14 protein-coding genes are annotated in these 12,352 nt (G+C 68.6%); 10 read left to right on the top strand and 4 right to left on the bottom strand.

The genetic code is table 11. The features are described from left to right. The first annotated feature begins 2 nt into the window (after positions 1 to 2). Complete coding sequence (locus C6A86_RS06965; RefSeq protein WP_105362037.1) at positions 3 to 482, top strand: GNAT family N-acetyltransferase; 480 nt, start codon at positions 3 to 5, stop codon at positions 480 to 482. Between the two features lie 37 nt (positions 483 to 519). On the opposite strand, the gene C6A86_RS06960 is transcribed toward C6A86_RS06965, so the two are convergent. The 3 genes from C6A86_RS06960 to C6A86_RS06950 are packed head-to-tail and all read right to left on the bottom strand — an operon-like array spanning position 520 to position 3,115. Beyond that, on the bottom strand, positions 520 to 900 hold the full coding sequence (locus tag C6A86_RS06960) for a hypothetical protein (protein ID WP_105362036.1): 381 nt from the start codon (positions 898 to 900) through the stop codon (positions 520 to 522). Continuing rightward, positions 897 to 1,349 carry a type II 3-dehydroquinate dehydratase gene (gene aroQ, locus C6A86_RS06955; RefSeq protein WP_105362035.1) on the bottom strand — a complete coding sequence of 151 codons (453 nt, stop codon included), beginning with the start codon at positions 1,347 to 1,349 and terminating at the stop codon, positions 897 to 899. Before aroQ ends, C6A86_RS06960 begins: the two co-directional genes overlap by 4 nt. A gap of 20 nt (positions 1,350 to 1,369) precedes the next feature. Further along, positions 1,370 to 3,115: a bifunctional sugar phosphate isomerase/epimerase/4-hydroxyphenylpyruvate dioxygenase family protein gene (locus tag C6A86_RS06950; protein ID WP_105362034.1), complete on the bottom strand. Its 1,746-nt coding sequence runs from the start codon at positions 3,113 to 3,115 to the stop codon at positions 1,370 to 1,372. Between the two features lie 65 nt (positions 3,116 to 3,180). Between C6A86_RS06950 and C6A86_RS06945 the strand changes: the two genes are divergently transcribed. From C6A86_RS06945 to C6A86_RS06935, 3 genes are all read left to right on the top strand, one after another. Beyond that, positions 3,181 to 3,825 carry a TetR/AcrR family transcriptional regulator gene (locus tag C6A86_RS06945; protein ID WP_105362033.1) on the top strand — a complete coding sequence of 215 codons (645 nt, stop codon included), beginning with the start codon at positions 3,181 to 3,183 and terminating at the stop codon, positions 3,823 to 3,825. 145 nt (positions 3,826 to 3,970) lie between these two features. Continuing rightward, positions 3,971 to 4,831, top strand: coding sequence for a shikimate dehydrogenase (locus tag C6A86_RS06940; protein ID WP_311101062.1), 861 nt, complete (start codon positions 3,971 to 3,973; stop codon positions 4,829 to 4,831). Between the two features lie 63 nt (positions 4,832 to 4,894). Next, on the top strand, positions 4,895 to 6,232 hold the full coding sequence (locus C6A86_RS06935; RefSeq protein WP_105365568.1) for an MFS transporter: 1,338 nt from the start codon (positions 4,895 to 4,897) through the stop codon (positions 6,230 to 6,232). Between the two features lie 4 nt (positions 6,233 to 6,236). Here C6A86_RS06935 and C6A86_RS06930 read toward each other — a convergent pair whose 3' ends face one another. Next, positions 6,237 to 6,986, bottom strand: coding sequence for an IclR family transcriptional regulator (locus C6A86_RS06930; RefSeq protein WP_105365567.1), 750 nt, complete (start codon positions 6,984 to 6,986; stop codon positions 6,237 to 6,239). 72 nt (positions 6,987 to 7,058) lie between these two features. Here C6A86_RS06930 and pcaH point away from each other — a divergent pair, with 72 nt between their 5' ends. The 6 genes from pcaH to C6A86_RS06900 all read left to right on the top strand — a co-directional run bounded on the left by pcaH (position 7,059) and on the right by C6A86_RS06900 (position 12,349). Then, positions 7,059 to 7,859 (top strand): protocatechuate 3,4-dioxygenase subunit beta, encoded by an 801-nt coding sequence (gene pcaH, locus C6A86_RS06925; RefSeq protein WP_105365566.1) that lies wholly within the window; start codon positions 7,059 to 7,061, stop codon positions 7,857 to 7,859. Then, positions 7,859 to 8,410, top strand: coding sequence for a protocatechuate 3,4-dioxygenase subunit alpha (gene pcaG / locus C6A86_RS06920; RefSeq protein ID WP_199196372.1), 552 nt, complete (start codon positions 7,859 to 7,861; stop codon positions 8,408 to 8,410). The genes pcaH and pcaG overlap by 1 nt, the downstream gene beginning before the upstream one ends. After that, the gene (locus tag C6A86_RS06915; RefSeq protein ID WP_105365564.1) at positions 8,407 to 9,609 is read left to right on the top strand and encodes a lyase family protein; all 1,203 of its coding nucleotides are present in this window, start codon (positions 8,407 to 8,409) and stop codon (positions 9,607 to 9,609) included. Before pcaG ends, C6A86_RS06915 begins: the two co-directional genes overlap by 4 nt. After that, the gene (gene pcaC / locus C6A86_RS06910; RefSeq protein ID WP_199196371.1) at positions 9,596 to 9,958 is read left to right on the top strand and encodes a 4-carboxymuconolactone decarboxylase; all 363 of its coding nucleotides are present in this window, start codon (positions 9,596 to 9,598) and stop codon (positions 9,956 to 9,958) included. The genes C6A86_RS06915 and pcaC overlap by 14 nt, the downstream gene beginning before the upstream one ends. Before the next feature lie 101 nt (positions 9,959 to 10,059). Next, positions 10,060 to 11,151: an acyl-CoA dehydrogenase family protein gene (locus tag C6A86_RS06905; RefSeq protein WP_105365574.1), complete on the top strand. Its 1,092-nt coding sequence runs from the start codon at positions 10,060 to 10,062 to the stop codon at positions 11,149 to 11,151. A gap of 1 nt (position 11,152) precedes the next feature. Then, positions 11,153 to 12,349 (top strand): acyl-CoA dehydrogenase family protein, encoded by a 1,197-nt coding sequence (locus C6A86_RS06900; RefSeq protein WP_105365562.1) that lies wholly within the window; start codon positions 11,153 to 11,155, stop codon positions 12,347 to 12,349. The last annotated feature ends 3 nt before the right edge of the window (positions 12,350 to 12,352 follow it).

Below are 12,352 nucleotides of genomic sequence, written 5' to 3'. Positions count from 1 at the left end.
ACATGACTGAAGTGATCCGTCGCGCGCGACCGGGTGACGAGGCCGAGATCGTCGCGATGATCCGCGAGCTGGCCGAGTTCGAACACGCCGCCGATGAGTGCGTGGTGAACGAAAAGTCGCTGCACACCGCTCTTTTCAATGATCAGCCGACCGCGCACGCCCATATCGTCGAGATCGACGGCCGGGTGGCCGCGACCGCGGTGTGGTTTCTGAACTTCTCCACCTGGGACGGGGTGTCCGGGATCTACCTGGAGGATCTCTATGTGCGCCCGGACTTCCGCCGCCGCGGTCTGGCCCGGAAGTTGTTGTCCACCTTGGCCGCCGAGTGCAAGACCCGTGGCTACACGCGGCTGAGCTGGGCGGTTCTCAATTGGAATGTCAATGCCATCGCACTGTATGACGCCGTCGGCGGTAAGCCGCAGACCGAATGGACCACCTACCGGGTGTCGGGGCCCGAACTCACCGCGCTGGCCCAAGGCTGATTCCCGGGTCGCCCCGCTCCAGCCCGCCGGAAGAGATCTAGTCCCTGCCCGCCATCCACTGCACCGACGACGGGCTGAACAACATGCCCAGCGCCGTCAGCGCCAGCAGACCGACCAGGATGCCATAGACCACGTGGTGGCTGGTGATGACGTACCAGGCGATCGGCAGCAGCAGCAGGTTGGTGGGCACCGCGATCCCGCGGCCCCAGCGCCGGCCGGTGATCAGCGCCCAGCCACCGGCCAGCACGCCGCCGCCGATGAGCACGAACCAGACCGCGGTGCCGTACCCGTTGACGATCTGTTGGTCGGCACCGCCGAAGGCCCGGACCAGCAGCACCGCGGCCATGATCAGCCCGGCCACGCCTTCGGCCGCCACCAGGAACCCGACGTAGCGGACGATCGGCGGTTGCAGGTTCACGACAGTTTTGCGGCGAAGTGGCGCACCGCATACTCGTAGCCGGCGGGCCCGGCACCGGCGATCACGACGTCGGCCACCTCCGAGACGAAGGAGTGGCGACGGTACTCCTCGCGGGCATGCACATTGCTCAAATGCACTTCCACCACCGGCAAATCGACCGATCGCAGGGCATCGGCGATGGCCACCGAGGTGTGGCTGTAGGCGCCCGGGTTGATGATGATGCCGGCGCAGTCGCCGCGCGCGGCGTGGATCGCGTCGATGAGAGCGCCCTCGTGGTTGCTCTGGATGGCACGCACCTCGAAGCCGGATTCCGCGGCGTGTGCGGTGACGTCGGACTCGATCTGGGCCAGCGTGGTGGCGCCATAGACCTCGGGCTGGCGGGTGCCGAGCAGGTTGAGGTTCGGCCCGTTGACGAGGAGCAGGCGCTGCCGGTTCGGACGTGGGTTCACGCGATCACGGTACCGAGGCGCTACCGCTGGGCGGCGAGGCGCACCGGTGCGTTGTCGGTGCCGTAGCCGTCATACCCGCCGATACGCTGCACGAACTCGAAGAACACCGTGCCGACCGTGCGGGTGTAGAAGTGGATGAACTCACCCTGGGGGCTGCGGTCGTAGAGCAGGTTCAGCGCTTTCAATTCGGCGACCCGATCTTCCGCCAGCCCGAACCGCCCGGACAGGTAGTCGTAATAGTTGTCGGGCACCGGCAGGAACGGCAGGCCGTTGTCCGCCGCGGCGCGGGCCAATGCGATGACGTCATCGCAGGCGAAGGCGACGTGCTGGGGCAGGCCTGCGCCGTCGAGGATGTGCGGGGCGACATTGAGCGGCAGCCGCACCGACAGGTCCGCGTTGTGCATGACCTGGCTGCGGATCAGGCCGGTGGGCCCGGGCACCTCGGCGGGCGCCCCGGCGGACAGGCCGAACACGCTGGTCAGGAACAGCACCGCGTCGTCGGCGGTCTGCCAGGGCTGGGTCAGGTTGACGTGATCGATCGCCATGGACCGGCCGTCATCGGCGAGTCCGCCCTCGAACTCGTCGACCCACCGAGGCAGCACTGACCAGAAAAACTCGGTGCCGTCGGGGGCCACGGCGGCACCCAACGGCTGCTCGGCGGCGTAGGTCCGGCGGTAGGCCAGCGGCGCCATCAGTTCGGCGGCGCGCCGCGAGGTGGCCTCGGCGTCGGGTACCTGCAGACCGACCGCCGCGACGTGCGGTACCCGGTCGCGGGCCTGCTGCTCGTTGAGCACCACCCGGGCAGCACCGGCGGACCACAGCGATACCGGCTTGGTGCGGTGCTTGCCGCGCGGTGTGAAGCCCAGCTGGCCCAGCACCACCTCGACCTCGCTGGTGTCCTCGGCCTTGATCTCCACGAAATCGAAGCCGGTCGGCGGCTTGGCGTCGGTGAGCGTGTGCAGCACCTGATCGCCCAGCCAGCGCAACGAGCGCAGCGCGTGCACGGCGGTGTGGCCCGGATCGGTCTGGCGGAAGGTGTCGTTGAAGACCTCCAGTGACCACGGCCCGTCGTATCCGGCGGCCAGGGTGTGCCGCACGAAGGAGGCCAGATCGAAGCTGCCCTCGCCAGGGAACAACCGGTGGTGCCTGCTCCAGGACAGCACGTCCATGGACAGTGCGGGGGCGTCGGCCAGCTGCAGGTAGAAGATCTTGTCACCGGGGATCTGCTCGATGGCCGACGGATCGTGTCCGCGGGAGAGCACGTGGAAACTGTCAAGGCAGACACCGACATTCGGGTGATCGGCGAGTTGCACGATGCGCCAGGCGCGGCGATAGTCGTCGACGAAGCGGCCCCAGGCCAGCGCCTCGAACGCGATGCGGATGCCGCGGGTCTGCGCGATGTCACCGATGCGGCGCAACTGGTCGGCGGAGACCTCATCGGAGTCGACGGTTGCCGTGGCGACATTGCTGCACACCAGCACGGTGTCGATGCCGAGGCGTTCGGCGGTGGCGAAGGTGGCATCGGCGCGGCGCAGGTTCTCGGTGAAGGTGTCCTCGTCGACGCCTTCGAGGTCGCGCAGGGGTTGGTAGAGATCCAGGCTCAGCCCGAGCCGGTGGACCAGGTGCCGGATCTCCTCCGGGGAATGGTCGTTGGCGATCAGGTCGGGTTCGAAGATCTCGACGCCGTCGAATCCGGCCGCAGCGCAGGCGTGCAGCTTCTCGACCAGCGAGCCCGACAGTGACACGGTGGCGATCGAGGTCTTCATGCCCAATTAATGTACTAGTTAGTTCATTGCCTGGGAAGGGGTCGGCCCCAGTAAGCTCTGCCCCCATGGCCGCCAAGCCCAAAGCCGAACTGCAGCGCGACGCCGAGCGCACGCGCGCCGAGCTGCTCACGGTGGCCACCGAGGTGTTCGCCGAATCCGGCTACTCGGGCGCGCGGGTCGACGAGATCGCCGAACGGACCCGCACCACCAAGCGGATGATCTATTACTACTTCGGCAGCAAGGAACAGCTCTATCTGGCCGTCCTGGAGGACGCGTACCGCGGCATCCGGGAGGCCGAGCAGAAGCTGCGGGTCGACCATGACAACCCCGTCGTGGCGATCCGTCGGCTGGCCGAGGTCACCTTCGATCACCACATCGCCCATGACGCGTTCATCCGGCTGGTGTCCATTGAGAACATCCACCGGGGTCAGTTCATCCAGCAGCTGCGTGAACTCCCCGACCTCTCCCGGCCCGCCACCTCACTGCTCGACGAGATCCTGCGCGACGGGCGCGCGGCCGGCGTCTTCCGCGATGACGTGGCGGCCCTCGACGTGCACGTGGTGATCAGTTCCTACTGCGTGTTCCAGGTGGCCAACCGCTACACCTTCGGATACCTGTTCGACGTCGACTTCACCGAGACGTCGCAGCGCGCCCACCTGCGCCGGATGCTCGGCGACATGGTGGTGGGCTGGCTCACCACCCAGCCCTGACGCCGTCCCCGAACGCCGCACGGCCACCCGAGCGAACCGCGGCCTGGCCAGAGACCCAGTTCACACTCACCCCTTGACGCGACGCGCGCCACAATGCTCTACTTTGCGTACGTACCAGTTAGTACATTAAGAGAGCAGGACGAGGATGAACCACCCGCAGCCGTACTTGGTAGGGCTCATCGGCAACGGCATCGGGCCGTCGCTGACACCCGCGCTGCACATGGCCGAGGGTCGCGCCCAGGGCCTCGACTACCTCTACCGGACCCTCGACCTGGGCGCGCTGGGGCTGGCACCCGAACAGATCGGCGAGATCCTGCGTTGGGCCCGCACCCTGGGCTACAACGGCCTCAACATCACCCACCCGTGCAAGCAGCTGGTGCTCCCCCACCTCGATGACATCGACGAGGCGGCCGCCACCCTCGGCGCGGTCAACACCGTCGTCTTCGAAGGCGGCCGGGCCGTCGGCTACAACACCGACACCACCGGGTTCGCCCACGGCTTCACCGAGGCCCTGCCCGGCGCGGCGCTGGACTCCGTGGTGCTGATCGGCGCCGGCGGCGCCGGGACCGCGGTCGCCGACGCACTGTTACGCCTGGGCGTCGGACACCTGAGCGTCGTCGACCTGGATGTGGACCGCGCCACCGCACTGGCGCACGAACTCGGCGGCCGGCACCCGCTCACCCGCGTGGACGCCTCGTCTTTCGACAAGCTCTCGGTGCTGCTGCCGGGCGCCGACGGCGTCGTGCACGCCACCCCCACCGGGATGGCCGAACACCCCGGTATCGCCTTCGACGCCGCGCTGCTGCACCCGAAGCTGTGGGTGGCCGACATCGTCTACCGGCCACTGGAGACCGCGCTGCTGCAGGCGGCCCGCGCCGCCGGGTGCCGCACGCTCGACGGCGGTCACATGGCCGTCTACCAGGCCGTCGACGCCTTCGCGCTGATCACCGGTATCGCCCCCGATGCCGCACGCATGTCCACCCATTTCCGCAATCTGGTCGCCTGAGACCAACCCGCCCACCTGACCTGATCCCCACCCACCCGCCAGATCCGTTCAAAGGAGACCCGGATGACCACCACCGAAGCACAACCGCCCGAATCAGCACCGGCCCGCACACCGCGCAAGGCCGCACTGGCCAGCTTCATGGGCAGCGCCGTGGAGTACTACGACTTCTTCCTGTTCGGCTCGGCCGCCGCACTGATCTTCCCGCACGTGTTCTTCCCGTCGAACGACGAAGCCGCCCTGGTGATGTCGTTCGCCACATTCGGGTTCGCCTACATCGCGCGCCCCGTCGGCGCCGTCATCCTCGGGCACTTCGGCGACCGCATCGGCCGTCAACGCGTCCTGATGTTCACGCTCGTCCTGATGGGCATATCCACCTTCATGATCGGCTGCCTGCCCGGCTTCGACACCATCGGCTGGGCCGCCCCCGGCCTGCTGGTGTTCTGCCGACTGCTGCAGGGCCTTTCGGCCGCCGGCGAACAGGCCGGCGCCAGTTCACTGACCTTGGAACACTCCCCCGACAACCAACGCGCCTTCTACACATCGTGGACACTGACCGGCACCCAGGGCGGCCTGATTCTTGCCTCGCTGGTGATGATCCCGTTCATGGCGCTGCCGGATGAAGCCAAATACAGCTGGGGCTGGCGGGTGCCGTTCTGGCTGTCGGCCGTCGTCGTCGTGGTCGCCTACTTCATCCGTCGGCAGTTGCACGAGACCCCCCAGTTCACCGAGGCCAAGAAGGCCGGCACCATCGCCCGGATGCCGCTGATCCCGTTGCTGCGCAACCACTGGCGCGACGTCGTGCGGGTTATCCTCTGCGCCTTCATCGCCGCGGTGTCAACGGTTTTCGGCAACCTGGCACTCGCCTACGGCAAAGCCGTCGGCCTGGAAGCCGACCTCACCCTGTGGCTCGTCGTGGTCGCCAACGTCGGTGCGCTGATCACCCAGCCGTTCTTCGGCAGGCTCGCCGACCGCATCGGCCGCAAGCCGGTGTTCATCTACGGCGCACTGTCCTCGGCGGTCCTGATGCCCTTCTACATGCTCTCGATGAGCCAGGGCAACCATCTGCTGACCTTCGCCCTGTCTGTCGCGACCTTCTCGTGCGGCTACGCCGCCGCCAACGCGGTCTGGCCCTCGTTCTACGGTGAGATGTTCTCCACCCAGGTACGGTTCTCCGGTCTGGCCATCGGTACCCAATTGGGTTTCCTGGTAGCAGGTTTCGCGCCGTCGATCGTCACCGCGCTCGGCGGGGTCCGCGAAGGTGGCTGGGTGGTCATCAGCATCTTCACCGCGGTGGTCTGCCTGATCGCCGCAGGTTCGGCCCTCACCGCCCGCGAAACCCGGGACGTACCCACCGAATTGCTGGGGCAACGAGTCCCGCAGGGCGAGCTCGTCAGGCACTGACGGCTCAGAGCAGTCGCCCGATTCCCCGCGCGGCGACCTGCAGGGCCCCCAACAACCGCTGGCGGTCGCGTTTCAGGGTGGGCACCACCACCCCGATCGCGGCCGCCACGGCGTTATCCGAGGCGCGGATCACCGGCACCGCCATCGAACACGCCCCGATCGACATCTCCTCCACCGTCACCGCCACCCCGTCGCGACGGATCCGCTCCAACTGTGCATCGAGCACCGCCGGCGACGTGATCGTCTTGGCCGTGACCCGCACCAGCGCGGCACACACCTGTTCACGCACGTCGGCAGGCGCGTGCGCGAGCAGAACCTTGCCCACACCGGTGCTGTGCATCGGCAGCCTGCTGCCCACCGTGCTGACGATCGGCACCGAGGCCCGCCCGGACATCCTGGACAGGTAGAGCACCTGGGCGCCGTCGCGCACCGCGAGGTGCACCGTGGCCAGGGTGGCGGCGTACACGTCGTACAGGAACGGCTCGGCGAGCTGCTTCAACCGGCCCTCCACCGGCGCCTGCAGGCCGGCCTCCCACAACAGCCTGCCGACCACGAACCGCCCGTCCGCGCGGCGTTCCAGCGCGGCGCCGGCCACCAGTTCGGAGGCCAGCCGCGATGCCGTCGGCACCGTGAGGCCGGCCCGGTGGGCGAGTTCGGTCAGCGTCAGCGCGCGGTGGCGCTCATCGAAGGCGGCGACCATCGCCAGCAACCTGGCGGCCACCGTGGTGCCCGGTACCGATGTGTTCCCCGCCAACCGCAGAATCCTTTCGCTGAGCGGAAGTCTACTCTTCCGCGGCCGGTGGCCGACTGACTAACGTCAGACCGCATGACAGCCCCGAACTCCACCCGCACGGCTACCGATCCCGATAGCGCCTCGGCGAGCCAGGCTGAGATCAACGCCGAGATGGCCGCCATCGAAACCGCTTACCTGCAAACAGGTATCGAGGAATCGCAGCCCCGGCTGGACTACGCCCCCTACCGCAGCAGTCTGCTGCGCCACCCCACCAAGGATCTGCATCACGCCGATCCGGAGGCCCTCGAGCTGTGGGCGCCGGTGTTCGGTGAGCGCGATGTGCACCGGCTGGAATCGGATCTGACGATCCAGCACAACGGCGACCCGATCGGCGAACGCATGGTCATCACCGGACGCGTCCTCGACGGCGACGGCCGGCCGGTGCGCCACCAGCTGGTCGAGATCTGGCAGGCCAATTCGGCGGGCCGCTATGTGCACAAACGCGACCAGCACCACGCCCCACTGGATCCCAACTTCACCGGTGTCGGCCGCTGCCTCACCGATGCCGACGGCACCTACCGCTTCACCACCATCAAGCCGGGCCCCTACCCGTGGAAGAACCATCGCAACGCCTGGCGACCCGCACACATCCATTTCTCGTTGTTCGGAACGGATTTCACGCAGCGAATGATCACCCAGATGTACTTCCCCGGCGACCCGTTGTTCGCCCTGGACCCGATCTACCAGGCCATCACCGACCAGAAGGCGCGTGACCGGCTGGTCGCCGCCTACGACCACGATGTCACCAGTCACGAATGGGCCACCGGCTACCGGTGGGACATCGTGCTGACCGGCTCGCAGCGCACCCATTTCGAGAACGGTGAGGAACACTGATGACCATGCTGACCGCCACTCCCGGGCAGACGATCGGCCCGTTCTACGGCTACGCCCTGCCGTTCGACCGCGGCGGCGAGCTGGTCCCCGCCGGCGCTCCCGGCGCCATCCGCTTCCACGGGGTCGTCACCGACGGCGCCGGCCGGCCGGTACCCGATGTGCTGCTGGAGATCTGGCAGGCCGACGCGGAGGGCCGGGTGCCCCACACCGCGGGATCGCTACATCGCGACGGCTGGACCTTCACGGGCTGGGGCCGGGCATCCACCGACGACGAGGGGCAGTTCAGTTTCAGCACCGTCGAGCCGGCGGCCGGTGCGCCGGGCCGGGCGCCGTTCATCGCGATCACGGTCTTCGGGCGCGGGCTGCTCAACCGACTGTTCACCCGGGCCTACGTGCCGGGCCCGGACTGCGCCGACGATCCGCTGCTGTCCGGTCTGCCCGCCGACCGGCGCGACACCCTGATCGCCACCCGCGACGAGCAGGGCCTGCGCTTCGACATCCGGCTGCAGGGTGACGGCGAGACGGTTTTCCTGCGGTACCCGGGCCAATGAGCGACCTGTTCTGGCCCGGTGATCACCGCGCGGGCGCGGTGATGTCGGATGCCGCGCTGCTCACCGCGCTTGCCGCGGTCGAGAATGCCTGGCTGACAGTCCTCGTCGACGCCGGTATCGCGCCGGCGGCGGCCGCCGCGGGGCTGACCGCGCTGGTATCGGAGGCGGATCTGGCAGACCTCGCCGTCGCCGCGGAGAAAGACGGCAACCCCGTCACCGCGCTGGTGGCGCTGCTGCGCACGCGGGCCGGCGGCGACACCGCCACCTGGTTGCACCGCGGGCTGACCAGTCAGGACGTGCTGGACACCGCCCTGATGCTGTGCACCCGCGACGCACAGGCGACCGTGCACGCCCACCTGGCCGCACAGCTGCGCACTCTGCTGTCCTTGATCGAAACCCACCGTGATGCACCGGTTCTCACCCGAACGCTGACCCAGGCTGCGCTACCGGGCACCTTCGGCGGCAGGTTCGCGGGGTGGCTCAACGCCATCCTGGACACCGCCGAACCCTTGTCAGCCCTTGCTTTTCCGGTGCAGTGCGGCGGCGCGGCAGGCACCATGGCGGCGGCGACCGAACTGTCCGGGTCGCCGGAGGCCGCACTGCGACTTGCCGACGCGCTGGCCGACGCGCTCGATCTGAGGACCGCGCTTCCGTGGCACACCACCCGCGGCACGCTGACCCGCATCGGTGACGCGCTGGTCACCTGCACCGACGCCTGGGGTCACATCGCCAACGACATCGCCGCGGGTGTCCGGGTCGGGGAACTCGCCGAGGGCTCCGGCGGCGGATCGTCGACCATGCCACACAAGAACAATCCGGTGCTCACGGTGCTGCTGCGCCGGACCGCGATGTCGGCGCCGCAGTTGGGCGCCACCCTGCACACCGCGTCCGCGGCCAGCGTCGACGAACGCTCCGACGGCGGCTGGCACGCCGAATGGGCCGCGCTGCGGACCCTGGCGCGGCGCACCGTGGTGGCCGCATCGCAGGCCGTCGATCTACTGAGTGGTCTGCGCGTCGATACCGCCACCGCGGCCGCGAACCTCGCCGCCGCCCCGGGCATCGACGCCGAGCAGCACTCCATGCAGGCGCTGACCGGACGCACCGGGTCGGCCGATTACCTCGGCGCCACCGCCCATCTCGTCGATACCGCGGTGGACCGCGCCCGGCTCTACCTCAAGGAGAACCGTGACCACACATGACGACGGTATGGCGGTGCGCCGCCAGGTGCTCGGCGATGCGCACGTCGACCGCGCGGTGGCCGCCACCACGGCATTCACCGCCGACTTCCAAGACCTGATCACCCGGTACGCCTGGGGTGAGATCTGGACCAGGCCCGGCCTGGACCGGAAGTCGCGCTCGATGATCACCCTGACCGCGCTGATCGCCCGCGGCCATCACGACGAATTCGCCATGCATGTGCGGGCCGCGCTGCGCAACGGGCTGACCGCCGACGAGATCAAGGAGGTGATCCTGCAGAGCGCGATCTACTGCGGGGTCCCCGATGCCAACAACGCGTTCCGGATCGCCGCCGAGGTGCTCGGCGAGTAACCCTCCCGGGCGCGTCGACCCGGTACATGTCCCGATCGGAAACGTGCCGGTGTCGGCGTGCGTGATTTACACAGCTGCGGCGACCGCGTTGCATGGACGCCATGACGATCAGCGTGACCGAGCGCGCCGAGCTGCGATCCGCGGTCCGCGCCCTGCTGCACGACGACTGCACCGAGGCCGACGTGCGGCGGGTGATGACCTCACCGGACGGCTTCGACCGTGAACTGTGGGCCAAGCTGGCGGCGCAGGGCGTACCGGGACTGCTGGTGGAACCCGAGTATGGCGGTGTCGGTCTGGGCGCGCCGGAGTTGGAGGCCGTCGCCGAGGAGACCGGGGCCGCCCTGCTGCCCGCGCCGTTCCTGTCCGGCGCGGTACTGACCGTTGCGCTCATCCAGTCGGCCGGCACCGAGGCCGACAAGCAGCGTCTGCTCCCCGGGCTGGCCGACGGCACCGCGATCGGCACCGTGGCCGTCACCGGGGCCCGCGGGACCTGGACCGCCGACGCGGTCGACATCCGGGCCGGCGCGGACGCCACCCTGACCGGGACCGCGCACTACGTCACCTTCGGGCAGATCGCCGATGTCGTCCTGGTCATCGCGCTGACCGACAACGGCCCCGCCGTCTTCGAGGTCGCCCCCGATGCCCCCGGCTTCCAGCGCACCGCCGCAACGGTTTTCGATGCGACCAGCCCGCTGTCCACCTACACCTTCACCGCGACCCCGGCCCGGCGCATCGGCACCGCGGGCTGGGATGCGGTGCAGCAGGCGCTGGATCTGGCGGTGATCGCCATGGCCGGCGAGCAGGCCGGCGGCTCCCGGCGGATCTTCGACATCACCGTCGACTACCTCAAGACCCGCATCCAGTTCGGCCGCCCGATCGGCAGCTTCCAGGCGCTCAAGCACATGGCTGCCGACCTGCTGCTGCAGGTCGAATCGGCGACCTCGGCAGCCCAGCACGCCGCGGCCCGCTACCAAGACCCCGAAACCCGCGCCGGCGCCGTCGCACTGGCGGGCTTCACGTGCGCCGAAGCGTATGTCGAGACGGCCATGCAGGCCATCCAGATGCACGGCGGCATCGGGTTCACCTGGGAACATCCCGCGCACCTGTTCCTGCGCCGGGCGCGCACCGGCCTGCAACTGTTCGGCGACTCCGCGGCACACCGCGAGCGCTACCTGCTGTCGAAGGGCGCCTGAGATGACCGAGAACACCCTGCCCTCCGCCGACGAGCTGCGTGCCGAGGTCCGCGACTGGCTGGCCGCCCACTGGACCGCCCTGCCCAAATCCGATGACCCGTGGGCGAGTTCGCCGCAGCGTATCGCGTGGCTGGAAAAGGTCCTCGACGCCGGATACGCCACACCGACCTATCCGGCCCAGTGGTACGGCCGGGAGTATCCCCACCAGCTCGCCAACGTCATCGACCAGGAGTTCCGCGCGGTGCGTGCACCGGGCGCCCGCCAGGACAAGTACAGCATTCCGGCCAACACCGTGCTGAAATTCGGCACCGAGCAGATCAAACACGATCTGTTGCGCGACTTTCTCACCGAGAGGTCGCGTACCTGCCTGCTCTACAGCGAGCCCGGGGCGGGCTCGGATCTGGCCGGCGTGCGCACCACCGCGGTGCGTGACGGCGACCAGTGGGTCATCAACGGCCAGAAGGTGTGGACATCGGGAGCGTTGACGTCGGACTACGCGCTGCTGATCGCCCGCACCGACTGGGATGCGCCCAAACACCAGGGCATCACCTTCTTCATCATCGGAATGAAACAGCCCGGGATCGAGGTCCGGCCGCTGCACCAGATCACCGGCGAGTCGCACTTCAACGAGGTGTTCATCACCGATGCGAAGACGCCCGACGCCTACGTCGTCGGCGGCACCGGCAACGGCTGGCGGGTGCTGCAGACCGCACTGGCCTACGAGCGCTCCCTGATGGGGTCGGCCGGGCGATCCGGTCGCAACAGCTCCAAGGCCAACAGCCTCGTCGACCTCGCCCGCGAGCACGGACGTCTCGACGACGCTGCGGTGCGCAGGTCACTGGCCGAGGCGCTCGCCCTGCGAGAACTCAACGGCCTCAACAACGCCCGCGCGAAGGCCGAGGCCAAGCAGGGCACTTCATCACCGGTCATGTCACTGGGCAAGCTGGCGATGTCGGGCATCCTGCACGCCGAGGCGCGACTGAAGACCGACATCATCGGCGCTCAGGCCCTGCTGGCCGGAAGCGACAACCCCGAATCCGATGACGTGAACTTCTTGACGCTCAACGCGTTCTTCACCTCGATCGGCGGCGGCACCGACCAGATCCAGCGCAACATCATCGGCGAACGGGTGCTCGGGCTGCCCAAGGAACCCGAAGTCGACCGCGATATCCCGTTCCGCCAGGCCCGGAGGAACTAGAAC

This window comes from Mycobacterium sp. ITM-2016-00316 (genome assembly GCF_002968335.2).
GTDB lineage: Bacteria > Actinomycetota > Actinomycetes > Mycobacteriales > Mycobacteriaceae > Mycobacterium.
This window is presented reverse-complemented; position numbering and strand designations above follow the sequence as displayed.

What these genes read in the sequence shown, in the direction of transcription:
- C6A86_RS06965 (WP_105362037.1), top strand. Translation starts at nt 3, where the DNA reads ATGACTGAAGTGATCCGTCGCGCGCGACCGGGTGACGAGGCCGAGATC.
- C6A86_RS06950 (WP_105362034.1), bottom strand. Translation starts at nt 3,115, where the DNA reads ATGAAGACCTCGATCGCCACCGTGTCACTGTCGGGCTCGCTGGTCGAG.
- C6A86_RS06945 (WP_105362033.1), top strand. Translation starts at nt 3,181, where the DNA reads ATGGCCGCCAAGCCCAAAGCCGAACTGCAGCGCGACGCCGAGCGCACG.
- C6A86_RS06940 (WP_311101062.1), top strand. Translation starts at nt 3,971, where the DNA reads ATGAACCACCCGCAGCCGTACTTGGTAGGGCTCATCGGCAACGGCATC.
- C6A86_RS06935 (WP_105365568.1), top strand. Translation starts at nt 4,895, where the DNA reads ATGACCACCACCGAAGCACAACCGCCCGAATCAGCACCGGCCCGCACA.
- pcaH (WP_105365566.1), top strand. Translation starts at nt 7,059, where the DNA reads ATGACAGCCCCGAACTCCACCCGCACGGCTACCGATCCCGATAGCGCC.
- pcaG (WP_199196372.1), top strand. Translation starts at nt 7,859, where the DNA reads ATGACCATGCTGACCGCCACTCCCGGGCAGACGATCGGCCCGTTCTAC.
- C6A86_RS06915 (WP_105365564.1), top strand. Translation starts at nt 8,407, where the DNA reads ATGAGCGACCTGTTCTGGCCCGGTGATCACCGCGCGGGCGCGGTGATG.
- C6A86_RS06905 (WP_105365574.1), top strand. Translation starts at nt 10,060, where the DNA reads ATGACGATCAGCGTGACCGAGCGCGCCGAGCTGCGATCCGCGGTCCGC.
- C6A86_RS06900 (WP_105365562.1), top strand. Translation starts at nt 11,153, where the DNA reads ATGACCGAGAACACCCTGCCCTCCGCCGACGAGCTGCGTGCCGAGGTC.